Genomic DNA, 22,279 nt, shown 5'->3' on the forward strand with positions numbered 1-22,279 from the left:
ATGCAGAAGGACATCATCCACGGAGACCCGCTCGAGGGCGACGAGGAGAGCCGCAAGCCCGGCGTCGGCGTCGTCATCTACCTCCGCTCCGCGGAGGAGATGGAGGACGAGGAGACGAGCAACTAGGGTCTGTCGGTTGGATCAGGCGGCGCCGAGGCGCGGCGCCTTGTCGGCCGACCCGAGCGGGTCAGGACGCGTGCAGCTGCAAGGCGGAGGAGGGCGTCGACGCGGAGCGTCGGCAACCGACGACAACGCCGCAGATGTGCGTGGCCTGGCCCGCGACCGCCGCATGATCCAACCGACAGGCCCTGGCACGAGGGGGCCGGCCTCGCACCCAGCGCGACCGGCCCCGACCACCCTCTGCACCGCTCACACGCGAACCGATCACCTGAGAAGAGGCCGGCCATGCGCGTACTCCTGGTGAACATGCCCTGGGCCCCGATCGATCTTCCGTCGCTGGCACTCGGAATTCTCAAGCGCAGTGTCGACGAGCGTGTCCCGAACGGCACGGCGGACGTTCTGCACGCCAACATCGAATACGTGGACTGGATCACGAAGAACACCGAATTCACCCTGGAGGACTACTCCTACTACGCGCTCGGCTCCTATTTCCTGGGCTGTGGCGACTGGGTGTTCTCGTCCGCCCTCTACGACGATCCCGAGTGGCGGGTTCCGGAATTCACCGAGGCGATGCGGAACCGGGTGCGCGGGGCCCGGATGGAGATGACGAAGGCATTGCATACGACCGCGCCCGATTTCGTCCGGCACATCGCCGAGCGCATCGTCGAACTCGCCCCTGACGTGGTCGGTTTCACCTCGACGTTCCAGCAGAACACCGCGGCCCTCGCGGCAGCGAAACACGTGAAGCGCCTCGCCCCGCACATCGCGACGGCCATGGGCGGCGCCAACTGCGACGGCAAGCAGGGCGAGAGCGTGCACCGCAACTTCCCCTTCGTCGACTACGTCGTGCGCGGCGAGGGCGAGGTGTCGTTCCCCGCGCTGCTCAGCGCGCTGGACGCCGGCGAGCCGCTGTCCGGGGTTCCGGGGCTCTGCTGGCGCGACGCGGACGGCGTCTCGGTGGCCAACACCATGAGCACCAAGCCGCTGCCGCCCGCGTCGATCCTGCCGCCCGACTACTCCGGGTACTTCGAGCGGCTCGCCTCCTCCCACGCGCGGCACTGGGTCGAGCCGAAGCTGGTGGTCGAGGGCGCGCGGGGCTGCTGGTGGGGCGAGAAGCACCACTGCACCTTCTGCGGGCTGAACGGCTCGTTCATGCAGTTCCGCAGCAAGAGCCCGGACGTGTTCTACGAGGAGATCGTCGAACTGGCCCGCAGGCACCGGGTCCTGGACATGTATGTCGTCGACAACATCCTGGACATGGGGTACGTGCGGACGGTGCTGCCGCGCATCATCGACAGCGAGTTCGACCTGCGGATGCACATCGAGATCAAGTCGAACATGCGGCGGGGCCAGCTCCAGACCCTCGCCGACGCGGGGCTGATCTTCGTCCAGCCGGGCATCGAGAGCCTCAACAGCCGGGTGCTGACGCTGATGGACAAGGGCGTGACCGGCGGCCAGAACGTGCGGATGCTCCGCGACGCGGCCACCGTCGGCCTCTCGGTGGCCTGGAACTATCTGCACGGCTTCCCCGGTGAGTCCGCCGAGGACTACGACGACGTGGTGGCCCAACTGCCCGCGCTCGAGCACCTGAACCCGCCGGTAGGGGCGTCCTCGCGGATCGCGATCGAGCGGTTCAGCCCGTACTTCAACGACCCCGGGCTCGGCTTCTCCCAACTGCGCCCGGCCGAGCCGTACCGGCTCACCTACGACCTCCCCGAGCCCGAGATGTTCGACCTGGCGTACGTCTTCGACGTGCCGCCGCGCGGGATCGACGAGGACGTCGTCGGCCGTCTCGACGAGGGCATCGCCCGCTGGAAGCGGAACTACCCCGGCAGCCGGCTCACCCACTGCGACCTGGAGGACCGTATCGTCCTGGTCAGCGTCCGCCCGGCCTTCGACTGGACGCGGCTCGAACTGACCGACCCGCTCGAACTGGCCCTGTTCCGGCTGCTCGACCAGCCGCACACGGTGAAGGCGGCGGCCCGCAAACTCCGCGAGGAGCACCCCGTCGACGAGGAGGCCCTGCGGCGGGTGCTGACGCGGTGGCGGGCGCTCGGGCTGGTCTTCGAGGACAACGGGCAGTTCGTGCAGATCGCGCCGCCCGCGGTCAACGAGGAGTTCCTGCGGATCGACTTCATGCGGCACACCTCCGCCCGCGCCACCGAACTCGCCGCCACGTCCGCCTGACGCCCGCGAGGACGGCCGCCGGCCCGACAGAGAGACGACGATGACTCCAGTACGCACCGCCACCGCGCCCTTCACCGTGACCGCGGCGCGGGACTACGACCCCGAGGTGAGCGCGCTGCCCGGGATGTCGCTCGGCCGGTACGAGATCGACCTGACCGGCGGGGAGGCCGCCAGGCGACTCTTCGCCGCCGGGGCCAGGCACGTCACGCTGCCCCGCCCGGTCGACGTGACGGACCCCGCCGACGCGGCCTGGACGGTCCGGGCGCTGAGCTTCGTGGGCGACCTGACCAGCATGGCCATCGCGGTCGACTGGCAGATCCACACCGGCCCCGACCCCGACGCGTGGCGCCACTACAGCCATCTCCACCCGCCGACGGCCGTCCTCGGGACCACCGACCCGGCGGCGACGGCGCTGGCCTGGCGCACCGGCTACTACATCTGCAAGTGCGTGTTCCGGCACGGCCCCGGGTTCGTCCAGGTCCGCGACCGGCGCTACGGCGAACTGCGCCGCTTCACCATCGACGAGCCGGAGTACCACGAGGCCATCGAAGCCCTCACGGACGGCGCCCCCGCCGACACGGTCCCGGCCCCGGTCCTGGCCGACCTGATGGCAGAGACCCTGGCCCTGCGCTTCGGCGACCACGTGTGGTGGGCCCCGTACCGAGTCAGACGCTGGTCGGAGGCACCGCTGGTGATCTGAGGCGAGGGGGGCGCGACCGGACCGACTCACCTCAGTCTGCCGGTGACCGGGAACCGGCTCGGTTCAGTCTGACGGGGACGGAGGGAGGGAGGCCGGAAATCGGCTCAGTCCAGGCTGACGGGCTCCGGTGACCGGGGGTTGAGGACCCGCCCGAGGACGGAGGCGACCGCCCCGGACGTCGTCAACTCCTGCCTGTCGACGGCCTCGAAGAGCGCCGCCAACGCGAGATCCGTCGCGTCGGCGACCCCCTCGACGGTCCCGAGACCGCTCATCCCCTTGCCCGTGGGGCTCTTTCCCCGCCGGACGGAGACGACGACCCCGGACCGGCTGAGCGTGCCCCCGCGGTCCCAGCTCTCCGCGACGTACGTGTGGGCACGTTCCCGGCAGGTGAACCGCAGGGCGCGTGCGGTGTTCCGCAGCCCCCTGCCGTCGAAGGCGACCGGCACGGCTTCGCCTCCGACGGTGAGCCGGGCGTTGCGCAGGGTGGGCCGCGCGGGCCCCACCGTCAGGAAAAGGATCTCGGGAACCCCGTCCCCGTGGACCCGCACCTCGCTCTGCCTGCTCCCGGCCTTGACGGAACGCTGCCGCCGACGCACCTCGACGGTGACCTCACCGAACTCGCCGAGCACACCTCTCCACCCGTGCGTCCCCTTGGCACGGAACGGGCGCAGTTCGAAATGGTGGTCCGTCACGTCATGTCTCGCTCTCGTCCCCGGGGGCCTCTCAACTCCCGCTACGCGTCCTTCAGTTTCTGTCGCTGTCGGCCAAGGCCCGTGATCTCCAGTTCCACGACGTCGCCCGCGCGGAGGTAGGGCTTGGGGTCCGGGTGGCCCATGGCCACTCCCGCCGGGGTGCCGGTGTTGATGACGTCGCCGGGGTACAGGGTCATGAACTGGCTTACGTAGCACACCACTTCGCCGACCGGGAAGATCTGTTCGGCGGTGGTGCCGTGCTGCTTCAGGGTGCCGTTGACCCACAGTCTCAGGGTGAGGTCCTGGGGGTCGGCGATCTCGTCGGCGGTGACGAGCCAGGGGCCGAGCGGGTTGAACGTCTCGCAGTTCTTGCCCTTGTCCCAGGTGCCGCCCCGCTCGATCTGGAACTCCCGCTCGGACACGTCGTGGGCGACGGCGTACCCGGCGACGTGCGCGAGCCCGTCGGCCGCCGAGTCCAGGTAGCGGGCGGTCCTGCCGATGACGACGGCGAGTTCGACCTCCCAGTCGGTCTTCGTGGAGCGGCGCGGCACCAGGACGGTGTCGTCGGGGCCGATCACCGTGTCCGGTGCCTTGAAGAAGACGACCGGCTCGGCGGGCGGCTCGGCGCCCGTCTCGCGGGCGTGGTCGTGGTAGTTGAGCCCGATGCAGACGACCTTGCCGATCCGCCCGAGCGGCGGCCCGACGCGCAGCCCGGCCGCCTCGATCACCGGCAGGTCACCGGCCTCCGCCGCCGCGCGGACGCGGGCGAGTGCCGCGTCGTCGGCGAGTACCGTCCCGTCGATGTCGCCGACGACGCCGGTGAGGTCCCGCAGGACCCCGTCGGCGTCGAGCAGCGCGGGCCGCTCCGCTCCGGTCGTACCGACTCGCAGCAGCTTCATGTTGACCCTCTCCGTCGCAGGCCTCCGCCCGCCGACGGGTGCGGACGTCGGAGGACTGGTCGATCGTCCAAGGTCGGCGTCCGGACTGCAAGACCCGGTTCACGTACTGGACCCGCGGCCAGGGCCTCAGCGGTACAGCGCGGCCCGTTCGACGGCGCTCCACGTCGTGCTCGTGACCACGTACAGCGCGGCGGCCAGCGGCACGACGGCGACCGTGACGAGGGTGAAGAACGACATGAACGGCATCACCTTGGTGAGCGCGCCGAGCCCCGGCACCTGCTCCCCGTTCGAGGCGGCGGCCACCGGGTCGCTGGTCGCCATCAGCCGCTTGGTGCGCCGGTAGTTGAAGAACGCGACGCCCGCGACGAGCACGAACAGACCGCCGTAGACGAGTCCCGCGGGCCCGAACGCCCCGCCGCCGCCCAGCGCGTCGGCCCAGCGGTCGCCCAGGGGCGCGGCGAACAGCCGGTGGGACAGGAGCCCGTTCGTCTCGCCGCCGATCGTCGTGTTGGAGAACAGGTGGTAGAGGAGGAAGAACGCGGGCAGTTGGCACAGTCCGGGCAGCAGCCCCGACAGCGGTGACACCTTCTCCTCGGTGTGCAGTTCGAGCACCGCCTTCCGCAGCCGCTCGGGGTTGCCCGCGTGCTTCGCGCGCAGTGCGGCGATCTTCGGCTGGAGCGCGGTGCGGGCCCGCTGGCCGCGCGCGGCGGCCCGGGACAGCGGGTGCACGAGCAGCCGGACCAGCGCGGTGAACAGGACGATCGCGGCGGCCGCGGCGGTGGCGCCGAACAGGGGCTGGATCAGGTCGGCGAGATGCTCGACCAGGTGCGCGAAGGCAGCGAAAAAGGCAGCGAAGACGGACATGGGTGAGCCCTCCGGGGGTCTCGTCGTGCCGGAATGCCTGGGGCGCCATGGACACCTGGGGTACCTGGGGTATCTGAGGTACCTGGGGTACCTGAGAAACCTGGGGTACCTGAGTGCGGGATACCCGTGGTGTCCGGGACACCTGGGGTGCCCGTGGCGTCGGACGCGGGTGGACCGGCGTCCGGGCAGGAGCGGGCCAGGCAGTGGTGCGGGGAGCGGCGTGACGACGTGGCGCGCGGGGCCGGACGGAAGCCGGAGTCGCCTACGCGGGGGTCGCCCGGAGGGCGTGTCCGGGGGCTCGGGGGCGGGTGCGGCCCCGGGCGTCGGGGTCGCGTTGCGCGAGGAAGGCGGTGCGCCTGGCGCGGTCCCTGATGGCCGTGCGGACCCGGGTGGGCGGCACGGCGGGCACGGTACGCGCGCTGATCAGGGCGCAGACGGCGAGCGCGGAGCCGGCCGCGGCGGTCGCCGCGAGGGCGACGGTGGCGGTGAGGCTGCCGGCGTCGAGCACGGTGAGCTGGAGGGCGATCAGCAGGAGCAGCAGCAGCGCGACGGGACGCGCGGGCGCCTCGACTCTGCCGCGGACCATCCCCGCCCCTCTCCCCGCACCTGCGTGCGCGTCCGTCCGTCTCGGCGACGGTTCATTCGTCGCACTGTCGGTTATACCTGATCTCCGGCCTGATCGGTCTCCAGGGGCTCCAGGAGCCTGCGGGGCTTCAGGAACGCCCGGCTGACCGGATCGGCCGGGTCCTGATCGAGTCCCGGCCCCGGCTCCATGACGACGTCCTGGACGGGCACGACGGTTCCGCAGGCCGGGCATTCGCCGTAGGAGCCGAGTTCGGTGCCGCAGTCGGCGTGCCGGAAGTAGCGCAGCCGGGTGTCGGTGAGGTGCTCGCGCCCCCACAGGCCGAGCGAGCGCAGGGTGGGCCAGAGGGCGATGCCGCGCTCGGTGATCACGTACTCGTCGCGGGGCGGCGACTGCTGGTAGCGCCGCTTCTCCAGGATGCCCTCGGCGCAGAGGGCCTGGAGGCGGGCGGCGAGGACCGCGCGGGGGATGCCGAGGTGGACGAGGAAGTCGTTGTAGCGCCGGACGCCGTAGAGGGCGTCGCGGATCACCAGGAGCGTCCACCGCTCGCCGATGACCTCCAGCGCGCGGGCGATGGAGCACTGCTGGGTCACGTAGTCCTTGCCGAGTGCCATGCCGTCCACTGTAGCCATTTTCCCCGACCTTGGTTCAATCACCGAACCTACTGGTGCTACGGTGCCGACATGGCAAGGTTCAGTGAACGAACTCTCCAGCAATCGACCGCCGCGACGCCCGGAGGCGCCACCCGCGCCACCCGCGCCGACCTCGCGCCCACCACGGACGCCAGGGGCACCACGGGCACCCCAGGCACCCCAGGCACCCCAGGCACCCCAGGCACCCCACGGTCCGCGGCGTCGCCGCACGCCCGCGCCACCCTCGCCCTGACCAGCGCCGCCACCGCCGTCACGCTGATGACGTACACCGCGCCCCTGGTCACGCTCCCCGATACCGCCGCCGCCCTGCACACCCCGGTCTCCGCGCAGGCGTGGCTGCTGAACGGCACGCCGCTCGGCCTCGCCGCGCTGCTCCTGGTGGCCGGCAGCCTCGCCGACGACTACGGTCGCCGCCGGATCTTCCTGGCCGGCACCCTGACCCTGGGCATCACCACGGCGCTCGGCGCGCTGGCCTCCTCGACCTGGCTGTTCACGCTGGCCCGGATCGCGCAGGGCGCGGCGAGCGCGGCGATCCTGGCGAGCAGCCTCGGCCTGCTGGTGCACGCCTTCCCCACCCCGCGCGGCCGGCTGTACGCGACCGGCGTGTGGGGCGCCTTCGTGAGCGGCGGCATCGCGGTCGGCCCGCTGGTGGCGGGCGCCCTGCCGAACTGGCGGGCCGCGTACGCGGTGCTCGGCGCGGCGGCGCTCCTGGTGGCGGTGCTCGGGATACGCCCGCTGGTGGAGTCCCGCTCGCCGAGGGGCGGCCGTCCCGATGTGCTGGGCGCGCTGACCTTCGGGCTGGCGCTGGTCGCGCTGATAGCGGCGCTCACCCTGGGCCGGGACGGCTGGCTGCGCCCGCAGGTGGGGCTGCTTCTGCTGGCGTCGGTGGCGCTGCTGGCCGCGTTCGCCCAGGTGGAACGGCGGAGCGCGACTCCCATGATCGACCTGGGCCTGCTCAGGCACCGCCGTTTCCTGGCGTCGTCGGCGGGCGGTCTGTTCATGGGCCTCGCGGTGATCGGGCTGTTCAGCTTCCTGCCCGCGGTGTTCCAGCAGACGCTCGGGCTGTCCGTCCTCGACTCGGCGTGGCTGCTGCTGATCTGGTCCGGCCTGTCCTTCGCGGTGGCGCTCCAGGCGCGTCGGCTGGCGGGCCGGGTCTCGCCGCGCCACCAGCTGGCGGTCGGCTTCGTGCTGCACGCGGTCGGTGTCCTGACGATGCTCGGCGCGATCGACTCGGGCTCCTGGCAGCGCCTGCTGCCGGGACTGGTCCTGAGCGGGGTGGGCGGCGGCCTGCTCAACGCGGCGCTGCCGCTGCTGGCCGTCGAGTCGGTCCCGGGGGCCCGCGCCGCGATGGGTTCGGGCGCCCAGCAGACGCTCCGCTACATCGGCTCCTGCGCGGGCGTCGCGCTGACGATCGCGATCGTCACGTCGTCCGGGGGCGGCCTGGGACACGGGGCGAACATCGCGATGGTGGTGTCGATGGTCCTGTCGCTGCTGGCGGCGGGGGCGGTGGTGGGGCTGCGGGAGCGGGGATGACGGCGGGCACCGGCCGTCACCCCCGCTCCCGGACCGACCGCAGCTTCCCCCACACCACCAGCCGGTACCGGGAGGTGTACTCGGGGGTGCAGGTGGTGAGGGTGAGGTAGGCGGCGGGCTCGCTGTATCCGCGCCCCGGCCGCACGAGGGAGCGGGGAACGGGCCGTACGACGCCCGCGTCGCGGGCCGAGGTCTGCGCGAGGAGCTGGTCGACGGCGTACGTGTACGTCGCGTGCGCGGTCTCCACCTCGACCATGTCCTTCGGGCGCAGCCGGTCGAGGTACCGGAACGGCTCGCCGTGGGTGTTGCGGTGCCCGGCGAGGGCGAAGTTGCCTGTCTGGCCGGGCTGTTGGGTGCCGGGGTAGTGCCCGACGTACCCCTTGTCGAGGACGTCCGGCTTGCTGACGCCCTCGGCGACCGGGGCACGGAGGCGCAGCCGCGGGACGACGAGAACGGCGTAGGTCTGGGCCCGACGTGGCCCGCCGTCACGGCCTTTGGGGGACGACGGCGACGAGGTGCCCGCCGAGCCGCCGCGCGCGGCGCCGGCCGGGGGGACCGCCGTCCGGGACGGCACCGCACCGTCGGAGCCGCCCCCCGATCCGCTTCCGCCCGCGGCTCCCCCGGCGGCCCACTCCCGCTCCAGGGCCGCCACCTTCCGCTCGGCGCCTTGCCTGGCCTCCCGGTTGGTCCACCACAGCTGGTGGGCGACGAGGAGCAGCAGCACGACCCCGGTGGTGACGAGGACTTCGCCGCCCGTCCAGAGGGCGCGACGGCGTCGAGCGCGCCGTCGCCGGCTGCTGTGCTGCACGACCGGTACCCGCATCCGCCGCCGCGCCTCCCTCGACCTGAGCCGCCCGCACGATAGGCCGGGGACGCCCAACTCGCCAGACCCGCGCGCCCATTGCCCCGATCACGTCACTCGAACACGACGGACCGGCCGGTCGGCGCACCCCGTTCGACACTTCGTACATTGGTTTGAGAAAGGGCTGTCGCAACCCTCGACAACCTCACGCGGCACCCCCGATGCTTCGTCGTGGCATGCACGGGACAAGTCGCGACGCCGCTTCCGGGAACGGCCGTCGGGTCCCGTCGAGCGAATCGGAGACGCCATGATCCGACGCAGGACCCTGCTGGCCGCGGCCGGCGGCACGGTGCTGGGCAGCGCCCTGGCCACCGGCACCGCCCACGCGGACGCCACCGTCGCCGTCAACCCCAACACGTCGTACGGGAGTTGGGAGGGCTGGGGCACCTCGCTCGCCTGGTGGGCCAATGTGTTCGGCGCCCGCGACGACTTCGCCGACATCTTCTTCACCACCAGGTCGACGACGTACAACGGCACTTCGCTGCCAGGGCTCGGCCTCAACATCGCCCGCTACAACCTCGGCGGGTGCAGCTGGAACAGTGTGAACGGCGAGACCATGGTCGCCTCGGCGAACATCCCGGCGTTCAAGCAGATCGAGGGCTTCTGGCAGGACTGGAACAACGAGGACCCGACGTCCTCGGCCTGGAAGTGGACGGCGGACGCGAACCAGCGGGCGATGCTGGTGAAGGCGGCGGCGCGCGGCGCGACCACCGAGCTGTTCGCCAACTCCCCCATGTGGTGGATGTGTTCCAACCACAACCCGTCAGGCGCGCCGGGCGGCGGCAACAACCTCCAGTCCTGGAACTACCGCCAGCACGCCTCCCACCTGGCGGCCGTGGCGCTCTACGCCAAGAACAACTGGGGCGTGAACTTCGCGACCGTCGAAGCGTTCAACGAACCCAGCTCCAGCTGGTGGACGGCGACCGGCACCCAGGAGGGCTGCCATGTCGACGCGACCGTCCAGTCCGCGGTACTCCCCTATCTGCGCAGCGAGTTGAACACCCGGGGCCTGACCGGCACGAAGATCGCGGCGTCCGACGAGACCAGCTACGACCTGGCCCGCACCACCTGGAACTCCTTCTCGGCGACCACCAAGGGCTACGTCAACCGCGTCAACGTCCATGGCTACCAGGGTTCGAGCGGACGCCGCGACCTCCTCTACACGGACGTGGTGACCACCGCGGGCAAGGCCCTGTGGAACTCCGAGACCGGCGACAACGACGGCACCGGCTACACCCTCGCCTTCAACCTCCTCTACGACTTCCGCTGGCTGCACCCCACCGCCTGGGTCTACTGGCAGGTCATGGACCCGTCGTCGAACTGGGCGATGATCGCTTACGACGCGACCACGCTCGCGGCGGGCGCGGTGCAGCGGAAGTACTACACGATGGCCCAGTTCAGCCGGCACATCAGGCCGGGCATGAAGATCCTGGACACGGGCGTGAGCTACGCGGTGGCGGCCCATGACGCGTCGGCGAAACGCCTGGTGATCGTCGCCCTGAACACCTCGACGTCCGCCCAGACCCTGACCTTCGACCTGTCGTCCTTCACCACGGCGACCGGCGGCACGGGCGGCCTGGTCCCGCGCTGGAACACGGTCCCGTCCGGCGGCGACGCGTACAAGGCGTACGCGGACACGTACGTGAGCGCGAAGAAGGTGTCGGTGCCGTTCGCGGCACAGGCGGTGCAGACGTTGCAGATCGACGGGGTGACGATCTAGCGACGGCCCGGAGGGGGAAGCCCCCGGGCAGACCGGCCCCTTCCCCCGTTCCTCCGTGAGACGGGTCTCTCCCTCCCCCTGGCCTGCGGGGATCTCTTCTTTGTCACCCGTCGGCAGTACGGTGTCCTGCATGCGCCCCGACACGCCTGCCGAGAACGTCGACCACCACGCCGAAGCGGCACGCCTGGAGCGGACCGCCGGCCGCTACCCCGCGGACGCCGAGGCCCTGCTGCTCCAGGCCGCCGCCCACCTGGAGCTGGCCGCCGACCGCCCCGCCGCGACCGCGCTCTACGACCGGCTGCTCGCCTCACAGGACGACCTGGAGAACCCGTACCTGGTCCGCGCCCTGAAGGCCGCGAACCTCTGGGAGTACGGCCACGAGGCGGAGGCCCGCGCGATCATCGACGGCGTCCGCGCCGCCGCGCCCCGCGACCCGGCGCCGTGGGTGATCGTCGCGGAGGCCCTGGAGTCGCACGACGAGTTGGAGGCGGCGCAGGAGACGTTCACGGAGGGCGCCCGCCTGCTCGTCACGGACGGCCAGGAACCCCCGTACGCGACCCGGCCGCTCCTCTTCGGCCGGCACCGGGTGCGCAGGATGCTGGGCGCGGCGCACGACGCGTGGGACTCGGCGGCGGACACCCTGCACTCCTCGTCGGTCTCCCTGGACGAACTCCACGACCCGAAGCGCGTCTGGTCCCTCGGGTCGAGCAACCCGGCGGAGCTGGAGGCGGAGATCTCCCGCCTCCGCGCCGAACTGGACGCCCACCGCGAGGCCCTGTCCCGCCCGTTCCCGGTGGCGGTCCTGCACTGGCCGGCCGACGAACTGGCGGAACTCCTGGAGGCGTACCCGGCCCTCGCGTCGGAGTACCCGTCCCACGAGACCCACCTCGCGACCATAGAAACGTCCCTGCGCGAACTGTCCACGTCCGGCACGGCGAACCTGGGCATCGTCACGGCGACGGTCCCGTCCTACGAGGCCTTCGCGGCCTCGGAACTGTCGTCCCCGACCGACACGACCCTGCTCCCCCAGTACACGACAACCCTGGCAGCCCGAGGCCGAGCAACGACCTGGCCTCCGGAGGCGGGGGAGGGGTGTTGGTGCGGGTCGGGGGAGGCTTATGCGGGGTGTCATGGGGCCCAGAACCTCTGAGGACAACCGCCTGGTCGCCTTCCGTGGGCAGCGCCGCCAAAATTCCTGCCTAGATCGCAACGCCCCCTGATACAACGATCCCAGCGATCGCAACGGTGAGAGGGAACCTTCATGCGCCCGGAGCTGGCCGGCACTGCAACACCCGTCGTGGGTCTGTACGAGACTCTAATTACGCAGCGGCTCCAGCAACGAATGAAGGAACTAGAAGCTTCCGGCTGGAAGGCAATCGAGGGAGAGGTCAGCAAGGAATCGGCACCGCATGTCCTCGCCCGGCATGTTGGGGAGATCGTTCGACGCATCCTCCAAGACCTTCCCCTTGACGAACAGGTCGTGGCAGCCAACCAGATCTTGGCCTCTCTCGGCACGCTGGAAGGTGCCCGTGAGTGGATCGACGCGATCGTGGATGGCCCCCGACAGTTGCTCGCCGTCGCCCAGCCGGAGGCGCCAGGCGTCTACACCATCCGCCCTGCTACGCCGCTCTCCGAAAGCTCCCTGCTCACCAACGCTTCTGAAGACCCCAGTCTTGGCTTCGAGTTGCGCGCTGAACTAGCGACCGCTGACCGCATCGACCTACTGTGCGCATTCGTGAAGTGGTATGGCATTCGCGTCCTGGAGAGCTCTCTCCGTGAAGCAGCCGAGCGCGGTGTGCGCCTGCGCGTCATCACCACGACGTATATGGGCGCCACAGACCGTCATGCCCTGGACCGACTCGTCCGAGATTTCGGCGCAGAAGTGAAGGTCAACTACGAGACTCGTTCCACTCGCTTGCACGCCAAGGCTTGGCTGTTTCGCCGCAATAGTGGCTTCGACACCGCATACATAGGTAGTTCCAATCTGTCCAAGGCTGCACTCCTTGACGGACTGGAGTGGAACGTACGCCTATCGTCTGTTGCTACACCAGCGGTGTTGAACAAGTTCGAGGCCAGCTTCGAGTCGTACTGGAACGACATCGCCTTCGAGAGCTACGACCCGGATCGCGATGCCCGCAAGTTGGATGAGGCTCTCGGTGTGGCGGGCACCTCGTCATCCGACCAGGACTCCAAGATCAGCCTCTCTGGGCTTGAGGTTCGGCCCTACCCTCACCAGTCCGACATGCTGGAGCGTCTCCAAGTCGAGCGTGAGGTACGCGGTCACGATCACAACCTGCTGGTCGCCGCGACGGGGACGGGCAAGACAGTCATGGCGGCCCTTGACTACCGCAATCTGCATAAGCAGTGGGGCGGCAAGCGGTACCCGCGGTTGCTGTTTGTGGCTCACCGCAAGGAGATCCTTAAGCAGTCCTTGCGGAAGTACCGTGAAGTACTTGATGACGCGTCCTTCGGCGAACCACTGTTCAGCGGGGAACTCCCACGGGACTGGACACATGTCTTTGCTAGCGTCCAGTCGCTTACCGATCAGCGACTCGAGAAATTCGACGCGGACCACTTCGACATCATTGTCGTCGACGAGTTCCACCACGCCACTGCTGCAACCTATCGCCGTGTTCTTAACCACTTCAAGCCCAAGCAGCTTCTCGGCCTAACAGCTACTCCCGAGCGCGCCGACGGACTCAACGTGCAGGATGAGTTCTTCGGAGGCCGGATCGCCGCTGAGATGCGTCTGTGGGAGGCACTCGATAACGACCTGCTCTGCCCGTTCCACTACTTCGGCGTCCCGGACGGGACGGACCTCACTCGCCTCAACTGGCGCTCAGGAACGTACGATCAGAGCCAACTCGGCGAGTTGTACTCCGCCGACAACGCCCGAGCTCGGATCGTTCTGAAGCAAGTGCGGGACAAGGTGTCAAACCCGGAGAACATGCGGGCTCTCGGGTTCTGCGTCAGTAGGAAGCACGCCCACTTCATGGCTAAGTGCTTCCGAGACGCAGGCTTGAAAGCTGAGGCGTTGGACGGCGAGTCCACGGCAGAGACGCGTGATCGGATCCTGGCTGAGCTCAAATCAGGAGAGATCCAAGTTGTTTTCTCCGTCGACCTGTTCAACGAGGGCTTGGACATCCCCGACGTCGACACGTTGCTACTTCTCCGTCCGACGAGTAGCGCTACCGTCTTCCTTCAGCAGCTAGGCCGAGGGCTTCGTCGCACACCAGATAAGCCTGTACTCACGGTACTCGACTTCATTGGGCAGCACCGAGCTGAGTTCCGTTTCGAGGAGCAGTTCCGTGCAATGACGAACTTGTCGCGCAATCGGCTCCTTGAGCACGCCGAACACGACTTCCCTCTGCTGCCGTCTGGTTGCCAGATCATCCTTGAAGGCAAGTCCAAGGATCTCGTACTGGACAACATTCGCACCCAGATCAAGGCGAACATCCAGACCCTCGCCAAGGAAGTCAGGGCGTTCGACACAGCACTCCTCGACGACTACCTCAGGGAGAGCCGCCGCGAGATCAAGGAGCTGTACAAGTCAAGCAACTCATGGACCTCGACCCTGCGCCGAGCTGGGCTGACCGATCTACCCGAGCAGCCGGGTGAGGAAGATCTGCTGAAGCGCGTGCACGCGTTCCTGCACGTTGACGACCTCGAACGCGCTGAGGCATACACCCGCCTTCTGGACGATGACGCCCCGCCGTACGAGGACCTCAACCCGAGAGATAAAACGTACGCGCGCATGCTGTTCTTCAACCTCTGGGACAAGGCCGGCGGTTTCAACTCCTACGAGCAAGGTCTCGAATCGCTCCGCGAACATCGAGCCCTGCGTAGCGAACTACGGCAGGTCATCGCGCATGTGATGGGCCAGGCGGACCACTTGCCTATCCCTCTCGGGGATACGCACGCGCACATCCCCCTGAAAATCCACAGCGCGTACAACCGTTCCGAAATCCTGGCCGCGCTCGGGGTTGCTCGCCTCGGCGGACAGATGCCTGGTTCGTTCGCACAGGGAGTCCTGTGGGACGAGCCGAATAAGACAGACGCACTGCTCATCACCCTCGAAAAGAACGAGAAAGATTTCTCTCCCACCGTCAGGTACAAGGACTACGCCTTGAGTCCTTCGCTTTTCCATTGGGAGTCACAGAGTACGACCGCCGAAACCTCGCCCACAGGCTTGCGTTATCAGCAACACGCGCAACGCGGCAGCCACGTTCTTTTGTTTATGCGCCGCTACAAGGACACCGACATCGGCAAGGCCCAGCCCTGGATGCTGTTGGGTCCAGCAACCTATCTACGACACTCAGGCAACAAGCCGATGGCCATCACCTGGCAACTTCATCATGAACTGCCTGCGGACGTGTGGTCGTACTCTGCCATTGCCGGGACCTAGCATTAGCTGGATGGCTGACGAGGGTCGCGAATGATTTCTCCAGCTCTCTGGAGAAATCCAACATATGCCTGCGCCATCGTTTGCCGGGCCAGGTTGCAGCTAGTCCATCGGGCATTCAGGGTGTCCGGGCTCGCAGCCGCCACCTGCGTCAAAGCACCAACCGCGGCCATCGTCTCCCGCGTCAACACATAGGCCAAATCTCTTGCCTCACTTGGCCCCCACAACGCCAGTTTGCTGGTGCTGTTTTTGAGCGCGAGCATGCGCTCACCCAACTCGCGACCTGTCGCCTCATCGAGATGAGCACCATTCCTGACGACAGGTGCGATGCGGGTAAATATCTCATCAATGGCGTCATAAGCCTCAAGGAGGGAAGCGAAGGACTGGTGGCGCTGGCTGCGGACCCACTGCCAGTGCTCCGCTGCCGCCTGGCCGTGTACCTGCGCTAGCGCTGCCTCAACTGCCTTGCGCCCACCCGTTTCAGCTCCACGCTTGGCGTAGATACCGGCGACCACGGCACCGACGACCGCGGACGCGAAAGCGATAACGGCCGCAACGACCGCCCCCATTGCCTCACTCATCAGACCATCTTCGCCCGAACTCTCCCCGGCCACAATGCCGTCAGGGCGACTTGCGTCACCTGGCGCACCCTCATGAGCGTTGCGCCCGTTAACCTCGACACATGACGACAAGCACGTCCGGGTTCCAGCCCGGCGACATCCTCACACGCGCGGAGATCCACCCCGTCCTCGGCGGCAGCGGCTACGCAGGAATCTGCCCAGCGAAGGAGAAAAGGAACGTTCTCATCTTCTCTGACAGTAAGAGCGGGGAGCGTTACGGATACCGCGACGGATGGCTTGCCGAGGATGACGACCTGGGGCCCGTCTTCACCTATACCGGAACGGGAAAGAGGGGAAATCAGACCCTAACTGGAGGAAATGCCGCGATTTTGGAGCATGCCGAAAAAAACCGCACGTTGCATCTATTCGTCGCTGTGGGCAAGGTTCCGGGAACCGATACTCGAACGCACCGCTATATCGGAACGTTTAAAGTTGACGAGCGTAATCCATTTGACACCAGGGAAGCCAAAGACGAACTGAACCAAGACCGCAATGTCATCGTCTTTCGGCTACGTCCAGTCGGACCTTACGTTCGCGAAAATTCCGATATCCTTCAGCCGGCATCCCAATCTCGGCTCATGTTTAACCTCACCGCAGGCCGATTCGCTCGTGCGGTTCGACGCCAAAGGCGTCAACAGGCTCCGCGCGCTCACGACCTGCAAGAAGAGCGACGCGACGAACTTGCCGAGACCTTCGATGCGCGTGAATCCGCCGCCGGAAACACCCTCGGCCAGCTGGAGCTGGCCATGCGCGAATCGACAGATCGGCTCCTCTTTGACCTGTACAGCCAGACGAGCAACACGGTCTATGAGCCGACGAGTAGTGCAGCGAGTGAATCAATCAAGAACGCTCTCTCTCAACTCCTGCTCGCCCGGCATCACTTGAGAGATTTCCACCACGATCAGCCTCTGCACTTGATGGTTCTCACACCGACACTCCCCCGGGAAGATCTCCGCACGCTGCTCGCCGAGAACGGAATCGGTCTCGTATATCGCAACGACAGCGGAGACTTTTCCGAGATCGACGCGAACACGGCACCCTTCAGCAACACAGCTCGACCGTCGCGTTGCGTCGACTGCCCTTTGCCGGTCTGAATCAGTCGGAGTCCGAAGAAAGGTTCCGCCGGTCATGCCGGCCTGACCCGATCCTCAGAATCAACGCGTCGTACAGTGGAGCGTCCGCGAACGGCAGCACCTCGCCGAACCACTCGTATCCCCAAGCCTCGTAGAGTCCTCGGACTTTGGGATGTTCCCGCTCGACCAGCAGGGTGACGCGGTCTTCCAACCGGTCCCTCAGCAGCGCGTCGTGAATGCGGCGGGCCGCACCGGTTCCTCGAAGTCGCTCCACGACCATCAACTCGGAGAGCGCGAAGGTGCGAACTCCCGTCTCCGCGGTCGCGTCCGGTGGTACCGGCGTTCGAAGTCCGCGCCACCAGCGCGTGGTCGCCTGGAGTGCGCAACCGTATGCGTAACCGACAGCCGTGTCGTCGAGGTAGGCCACCACCGCCGCGAATCCGGGAACCTCGGTGTTCCAACCGAGCCGTTCGTCGAACCTCTCGACGCTGTGGAACTCCTCACTCAGACGAGCCGCGTAGATCTCCGCGTAGACATCGAGGAGTTGCGGTCGGACATCGCTCAGACCGGCCGCGTCTCGGCGTTCCAGCCGCATCCCTTCCATCGTCATGCCCCTGTCCGTCCAGTCTCTTCCAGGAAGTCGACAACTACGGGGACGTGCGTGTGTTGTTGGAGTCCTCTCCGTAGATCGGCGAGTTTCCCTCTCACCCGGCCGCTCCGGACTCGTTCCGCGAGGGTGACCGCTGTCCCCGCTTGCACGGCAGCATGCTCGATCTCGCCACCGTCGATGAGCGCCTGCGCGTACTGGACGGTGTAGTAGACCCGGTTGCGCTCGAAGCGCGGTTCGAGCATCTGAAGCGCCGAGAGGGTCAGTTGCTCGGCTCGGCGTTGCTGTCCGAGGGCAAGGTGTGCGGCGCCCGCGAGACCTGTCAATTCGGCGGGCGTGAGAAACGACAGCCAGGCCGCGGGACGGCCTTGGGTCCGCTCGTACGCCGACTCGGCGCGGGCGAGTGAGCGTTGCGCCCTGACACGGTCCCCGGCTCGGGCATGGCCGACCGCTTGGCGGCAGTGCAGCAACGCCATCAACCACGCGTCGTTCTTCGCTTGTCGAGTCTCCACAGCAGCGCAACCCATACGTAAGGCTTCTCTGTCGCGATGGAGGAGGCGGGCCTGCATCGCGAGGTTGGACCAGACCCGCGCCTGGAGCATGCTGTCCCCTGCGAGCGCACCTGCCTGGAGGGCTTCGCGGTACAGATGGGTTGCCGCTGTCTGGCGTCCGGCGTCGTAGGCGAACCATCCGGCGGAGGCCGCCAGATCCCCCATGGCCGCATACATGAGTTTCTCGACACGGTCCCCGAACGTGCACTGATTCAAGGCGCTTTGCACGTGGCGGAGAGCTTCAGTGGCGACATCGTGCAGAGCGCCGCCGCCCAGGGCGTGGTCGTACCTGTAGAGGTTCGCAACGATGGCCCGAACACGTTCGACGTCACTGGAGCCGAGGCGGCCCGCGGAGGGGATGAGTTCAAGGCCGAGGGCTGCGGCAAGACCGCCGGTGATGAAGTCACGGCGTGGCAGGCCATGGGCCCCGGGCACTGGCTTGATCCGTGTCGGGTGTGCGGGTACCCGGGATGTCTTGCGCGGGGTGAATCCCATCTCCTGCGCGGTGCGTCCGAAGATGTTTTGAAGCGGCACCAGATGGCGCGGCCAGGGCCATTGGACGTCGCCCGCGATCCAACGGCGCACATGCCGATCGGTGCAGTTGGCATGCGTGCCGAACATTTCCGCTGCCGCGCTGTTCACCGCGTCCGCGAGGTTCTCGTGGGTGTAGCCGAACTCGACCAACAGGGCTTCAAGTCTCGTGTTCCTCTTGGCTTTCACACGTACCCCTTCACCCGCCGCTCCGTAGGTCATGGTCCTCCCCGCGAGTGCCGCGTGGCAAAAGTGTCCGGTCGGCTGCGAGTGACTTCGCGAGATCTGCCCTGTGGCCCGGCCGACCGTTCCGGTTTCCTCTTGAGGGTGACCGAATCAATCACCCGAGGGGCTGAAGTGCTGACACCAGCGGACATGGACGGACTGATCTCCGACTGGCTCGCCCGCGCCCATCCGGTACCACGGCAGGCACACCTGGAGTGGTCGGAGCAGGGCGTGGCGTTGCTCCCGCTCGGCCGACTGTTCGCAGCGATTCGGCTGCCCGGGGAGTTGGTGTACGCGGCCGTCGGCAGTGCGGACACCGATCGAGTCGCCGCCGCCTTGAGGACTCGGCTCAAGGGACCCGTCATCCACGACCGCCGGGTGGCCGGAGTCACGTACTACAGCCTCATCAACTGGGGTGCCGGCGTGATCGCGTGCATGGAGCGGGCCGAGGACGCGCCCTGCCTGGGTGAAGGTACCTACCTCGGTGTTCCTCGCATCGACCGCCAGGAACCGCCGGGAACCTACTGGGTAGTGCCGCCTCGGTACGACGGTGACCTGTGCCGTCCGAAGGACGTGCGCTCCCTCGTCGCCGCCGGTCGCGCGGAGTTGGCGCGACCGGTCGCTGACTGAGCCCGTCCGCGGCTCTGGGCCGGGCCGACGAAGACCGGCCGGCCACTGGCACGGAAGCCGTCCGGGCGTTGGGCCTTCTGGAGTGGTGGCCGACCGTCCGGGCCACACCGCTCGTTAGTCTCAGAAGTCAGTCGCCCGAGGCCCAGGAGGTCCCCCATGCCCAAGATTCCCAGTGCCGTCGTCGCCGCCGGTGGGCTTGTCGGTGGGTATGGGGTTGCCCGGTGGAGCAAGAGGCGGGAGTGGGGTGGGGGTGTGCTCGCCGTCGCCGGGGGTGCTGCCGCCTGGCAGTGGCGGCAGCGGGCCGGTGGGAAGGCCGCCGGGGCGCTCGCGGCCGGGTACGTCGTCGCGTTCGGGGCCTCTCATCCCCTCGCCAAGAAGGTCGGCGCCTGGCCCGCCGTGCTCGGGGTCGCCGGGGCCGTCGCCCTCGCCTCCTGGGTCGTCGCCGATCGGCGCGGGTGACGGCGGGGCTGGTCCGGCGCTCCCCGGCCGGGGCCCGTCACCTTCTGTGCGACACCACGTTCACCACCCGTCCCGTCGGGTCCCGCACGAAGAAGCGGCGCACGCCCCACTCCTCGTCCCGCGGTCCGTGGACGATCTCCGCTCCCGCCGCGAGCAACCGGGCGTGGACCTCGTCCACGTCCGCCACCTCCACGCTCAGGTCCGGGTCAACCGGCGCCGTGCGGTCCCGCAGGGAGAAGGTGATCTGGGCGGTGGGGTTGGACGGTGACGCCAACGTCGTCACCCACCCCAGGTTCATCACCTCCTCCAGGCCGAGCGAGGCGTAGAAGTCGCTGCTCGCCCTCATCTCGTCCTCCGACTCGACCCTGATGTCCGGCACCACTCTGCGTACGGTCATCGCCCCAGTCTTCGGCATCGGCCCAGTTTTCTTTCGGCATGGGCCCAGTTTTCGGCATCGGCGCGGGTTCTCGCCGTCTCTCACGCGTGCACGCCTCACGGGACCTCAGCCGCCGGCCCCCTCTCCAGGCCACCGGCGCCACCGCGGCCGCCGTCGAGATCGCGGCCGCCGTCGCCACCGCGGCCGCCGTCGGGATCACGGCCGCCGTCGGGATCGCGACCGCCGCCACCCCCGCCTCGGCGGCCGGCGGCCTCGCGTACCCCCGTGCCGGCCTCACCCCGATCGCCGCCGAGTCCGCGCCCGAGGGCGGAGGCGGGAGCGGGAGCGAGGGCGGCGACCACGGCTGGCCCTCCGCCCCCCTTACGTCGTCGCCGACGCCTTCCCCGCCACCTCCGACAGCGGCCTCGCGACGTCCTCCAAGGAGCGGCGTTCCGCCTTCACCGCGAGGAACGCCGCCACCAGGCCGGCCGCGCACATCAGGCCCGCGCCGATCTGGAAGGCCAGCACCGTGTCGCCGACCACGCCCGACTCCGTGAGGTCGGCGAAGACCAGCGGGCCGCTGATGCCGCCGACCGCCGTGCCGAGGGCGTAGAAGAAGGCGATGGACATCGCCCTGGTCTCCATCGGGAAGATCTCCGACACCGTGAGGTAGGCGCTGGACGCGCCCGCCGACGCGAAGAACAGCACCACGCACCAACAGGCCGTCAGCGTCGTCGCGTTGAGGGAGCCCTGGTCGAAGAGCCAGGCCGTCCCGAACAGCAGCACGCCCGAGAGCAGGTACGTCGAGGAGATCATGATCCGGCGGCCCACCGAGTCGAACAGCTTGCCCAGCAGCAGCGGGCCGAAGAAGTTGCCCACCGCGATGACGGCGAAGTAGTAGCCGGTGTTGCCGGTCGGGACGTCGAAGAACGTGGTGAGGATGGCGCCGAAGCCGAAGGTGATCGCGTTGTAGAGGAACGCCTGTCCTATGAAGAGGGAGAAGCCGAGCACCGCGCGCTTGCGGTAGGTCGAGAAGACCGTGCGGGCGATCTCGCCGAAGCCGACGCTGCCCCGCTGGTGCATGGTGATCTCGGTCTCGGGGCGCGGCAGCGACTGCCCCGTCTCCGCCTCGACCTTGCGTTCGATGTCCGAGACGATCTCCTCCGCCTCCGCCTCCCTGCCGTGGATCAGCAGCCAGCGCGGGCTCTCCGGGACGTGCCTGCGGACCAGGAGGATCACCGAGGCGAGGACCGCGCCCAGGGCGAACGTCAGCCGCCAGCCGACGTCCTTCGGCAGGATCGACTCGTTCAGCGCGAGGATCGCCAGCAGCGAGCCGAGGACCGCGCCCGCCCAGAAGCTGCCGTTGATGGCGAGGTCGACGCGGCCCCGGTACTTCGCCGGGATCAGCTCGTCGATCGCCGAGTTGATGGCCGCGTACTCACCGCCGATGCCGAAGCCGGTCAGGAAGCGGAAGAGGAAGAACCACCAGCTGGAGAAGGAGACGGCGGTCAGCGCGGTGGCCGCGAGATAGACCGCCAGTGTGATCATGAACAGCTTCTTGCGGCCCCACTTGTCGGTGAGGCGGCCCCAGAAGAGGGCGCCGACGCAGGCGCCGGCCACGTACAGCGCGGCGGCGACGCCGGTGATCTGGCCCGAGCTGATCGGCAGTCCGCTGCCGGGCTCGGAGAGACGGCCCGCGATGTTGCCGACGACGGTGACCTCGAGGCCGTCGAGGATCCACACGGTGCCGAGGCCGATGACGATGGTCCAGTGCCAGCGCGACCACGGGAGACGGTCGAGGCGTGCCGGGATGTCGGTGGTGAGGGTGCGGCCTGACTCGGCCCGCGCTTCGGACATGGGCTCCCTCCTCTCTGAGCGGAACCAATGGTTCCGCCGACAGGACGGCCGACGGAACCAGCCGGCGGTGCGACGACACGCAGGGCGGCGCGCGCCGTTGGGGCACACGACCGCCGCACGCCCACGGCGCACGCG

21 protein-coding genes are annotated in these 22,279 nt (G+C 68.4%); 10 read left to right on the forward strand and 11 right to left on the reverse strand.

All coding sequences use genetic code 11. From position 1 onward, the window contains the following. From DDJ31_RS39660 to DDJ31_RS14800, 3 genes are all read left to right on the forward strand, one after another. Positions 1 to 126, forward strand: a complete 126-nt coding sequence (locus DDJ31_RS39660) for a hypothetical protein (protein ID WP_276319311.1) — start codon at positions 1 to 3, stop codon at positions 124 to 126. Positions 127 to 405: 279 nt separating this feature from the next. Continuing rightward, positions 406 to 2,307 carry a RiPP maturation radical SAM C-methyltransferase gene (locus DDJ31_RS14795; RefSeq protein ID WP_127179819.1) on the forward strand — a complete coding sequence of 634 codons (1,902 nt, stop codon included), beginning with the start codon at positions 406 to 408 and terminating at the stop codon, positions 2,305 to 2,307. 40 nt (positions 2,308 to 2,347) lie between these two features. Next, positions 2,348 to 3,007 (forward strand): DUF5825 family protein, encoded by a 660-nt coding sequence (locus DDJ31_RS14800; RefSeq protein ID WP_127179818.1) that lies wholly within the window; start codon positions 2,348 to 2,350, stop codon positions 3,005 to 3,007. Positions 3,008 to 3,111: 104 nt separating this feature from the next. Here the strand turns inward: DDJ31_RS14800 and DDJ31_RS14805 are convergent, their stop codons facing one another. The 5 genes from DDJ31_RS14805 to DDJ31_RS14825 all read right to left on the reverse strand — a co-directional run bounded on the left by DDJ31_RS14805 (position 3,112) and on the right by DDJ31_RS14825 (position 6,659). Continuing rightward, positions 3,112 to 3,699 (reverse strand): hypothetical protein, encoded by a 588-nt coding sequence (locus DDJ31_RS14805; RefSeq protein WP_127179817.1) that lies wholly within the window; start codon positions 3,697 to 3,699, stop codon positions 3,112 to 3,114. 41 nt (positions 3,700 to 3,740) lie between these two features. Next, positions 3,741 to 4,598, reverse strand: coding sequence for a fumarylacetoacetate hydrolase family protein (locus DDJ31_RS14810; protein ID WP_127179816.1), 858 nt, complete (start codon positions 4,596 to 4,598; stop codon positions 3,741 to 3,743). Between the two features lie 126 nt (positions 4,599 to 4,724). Continuing rightward, complete coding sequence (locus DDJ31_RS14815; protein ID WP_127179815.1) at positions 4,725 to 5,462, reverse strand: YidC/Oxa1 family membrane protein insertase; 738 nt, start codon at positions 5,460 to 5,462, stop codon at positions 4,725 to 4,727. A 262-nt stretch (positions 5,463 to 5,724) separates the two neighbouring features. Next, positions 5,725 to 6,048, reverse strand: a complete 324-nt coding sequence (locus DDJ31_RS14820; RefSeq protein WP_127179814.1) for a DUF6412 domain-containing protein — start codon at positions 6,046 to 6,048, stop codon at positions 5,725 to 5,727. A 71-nt stretch (positions 6,049 to 6,119) separates the two neighbouring features. Next, positions 6,120 to 6,659: a winged helix-turn-helix transcriptional regulator gene (locus DDJ31_RS14825; RefSeq protein WP_164784964.1), complete on the reverse strand. Its 540-nt coding sequence runs from the start codon at positions 6,657 to 6,659 to the stop codon at positions 6,120 to 6,122. Positions 6,660 to 6,728: 69 nt separating this feature from the next. Here DDJ31_RS14825 and DDJ31_RS14830 point away from each other — a divergent pair, with 69 nt between their 5' ends. Beyond that, positions 6,729 to 8,231, forward strand: coding sequence for an MFS transporter (locus tag DDJ31_RS14830; RefSeq protein ID WP_127179812.1), 1,503 nt, complete (start codon positions 6,729 to 6,731; stop codon positions 8,229 to 8,231). Between the two features lie 16 nt (positions 8,232 to 8,247). On the opposite strand, the gene DDJ31_RS14835 is transcribed toward DDJ31_RS14830, so the two are convergent. Then, positions 8,248 to 9,054 (reverse strand): class E sortase, encoded by an 807-nt coding sequence (locus DDJ31_RS14835; RefSeq protein ID WP_127179811.1) that lies wholly within the window; start codon positions 9,052 to 9,054, stop codon positions 8,248 to 8,250. Between the two features lie 286 nt (positions 9,055 to 9,340). Between DDJ31_RS14835 and DDJ31_RS14840 the strand changes: the two genes are divergently transcribed. The 3 genes from DDJ31_RS14840 to DDJ31_RS14850 all read left to right on the forward strand — a co-directional run bounded on the left by DDJ31_RS14840 (position 9,341) and on the right by DDJ31_RS14850 (position 15,218). Then, on the forward strand, positions 9,341 to 10,813 hold the full coding sequence (locus DDJ31_RS14840) for a beta-1,6-galactanase (protein WP_127179810.1): 1,473 nt from the start codon (positions 9,341 to 9,343) through the stop codon (positions 10,811 to 10,813). A gap of 130 nt (positions 10,814 to 10,943) precedes the next feature. Beyond that, complete coding sequence (locus tag DDJ31_RS14845; RefSeq protein ID WP_127179809.1) at positions 10,944 to 11,963, forward strand: SEC-C domain-containing protein; 1,020 nt, start codon at positions 10,944 to 10,946, stop codon at positions 11,961 to 11,963. 111 nt (positions 11,964 to 12,074) lie between these two features. Next, complete coding sequence (locus tag DDJ31_RS14850) at positions 12,075 to 15,218, forward strand: DUF3427 domain-containing protein (protein ID WP_127179808.1); 3,144 nt, start codon at positions 12,075 to 12,077, stop codon at positions 15,216 to 15,218. A gap of 2 nt (positions 15,219 to 15,220) precedes the next feature. Here DDJ31_RS14850 and DDJ31_RS14855 read toward each other — a convergent pair whose 3' ends face one another. Continuing rightward, complete coding sequence (locus tag DDJ31_RS14855) at positions 15,221 to 15,796, reverse strand: hypothetical protein (protein WP_127179807.1); 576 nt, start codon at positions 15,794 to 15,796, stop codon at positions 15,221 to 15,223. A 101-nt stretch (positions 15,797 to 15,897) separates the two neighbouring features. Between DDJ31_RS14855 and DDJ31_RS14860 the strand changes: the two genes are divergently transcribed. Further along, complete coding sequence (locus tag DDJ31_RS14860; protein WP_127179806.1) at positions 15,898 to 16,929, forward strand: hypothetical protein; 1,032 nt, start codon at positions 15,898 to 15,900, stop codon at positions 16,927 to 16,929. A gap of 1 nt (position 16,930) precedes the next feature. On the opposite strand, the gene DDJ31_RS14865 is transcribed toward DDJ31_RS14860, so the two are convergent. Continuing rightward, on the reverse strand, positions 16,931 to 17,518 hold the full coding sequence (locus DDJ31_RS14865; RefSeq protein WP_127179805.1) for a GNAT family N-acetyltransferase: 588 nt from the start codon (positions 17,516 to 17,518) through the stop codon (positions 16,931 to 16,933). Continuing rightward, on the reverse strand, positions 17,515 to 18,819 hold the full coding sequence (locus tag DDJ31_RS14870; protein WP_164784963.1) for a hypothetical protein: 1,305 nt from the start codon (positions 18,817 to 18,819) through the stop codon (positions 17,515 to 17,517). Before DDJ31_RS14870 ends, DDJ31_RS14865 begins: the two co-directional genes overlap by 4 nt. 135 nt (positions 18,820 to 18,954) lie before the next feature. Here DDJ31_RS14870 and DDJ31_RS14875 point away from each other — a divergent pair, with 135 nt between their 5' ends. Both DDJ31_RS14875 and DDJ31_RS14880 read left to right on the forward strand, forming a co-directional pair. Then, complete coding sequence (locus DDJ31_RS14875) at positions 18,955 to 19,452, forward strand: hypothetical protein (protein WP_240678199.1); 498 nt, start codon at positions 18,955 to 18,957, stop codon at positions 19,450 to 19,452. A gap of 156 nt (positions 19,453 to 19,608) precedes the next feature. Continuing rightward, positions 19,609 to 19,911, forward strand: a complete 303-nt coding sequence (locus DDJ31_RS14880; RefSeq protein ID WP_127179802.1) for a hypothetical protein — start codon at positions 19,609 to 19,611, stop codon at positions 19,909 to 19,911. Between the two features lie 37 nt (positions 19,912 to 19,948). On the opposite strand, the gene DDJ31_RS14885 is transcribed toward DDJ31_RS14880, so the two are convergent. Beyond that, positions 19,949 to 20,308, reverse strand: coding sequence for a VOC family protein (locus tag DDJ31_RS14885; RefSeq protein ID WP_127179801.1), 360 nt, complete (start codon positions 20,306 to 20,308; stop codon positions 19,949 to 19,951). A gap of 360 nt (positions 20,309 to 20,668) precedes the next feature. Continuing rightward, positions 20,669 to 22,144: an MFS transporter gene (locus DDJ31_RS14890; protein WP_127179800.1), complete on the reverse strand. Its 1,476-nt coding sequence runs from the start codon at positions 22,142 to 22,144 to the stop codon at positions 20,669 to 20,671. Positions 22,145 to 22,279: the final 135 nt, after the last annotated feature.

The sequence above is a fragment of the Streptomyces griseoviridis genome, from assembly GCF_005222485.1.
In the GTDB taxonomy this organism is placed as follows: Bacteria; Actinomycetota; Actinomycetes; order Streptomycetales; family Streptomycetaceae; genus Streptomyces; species Streptomyces hintoniae.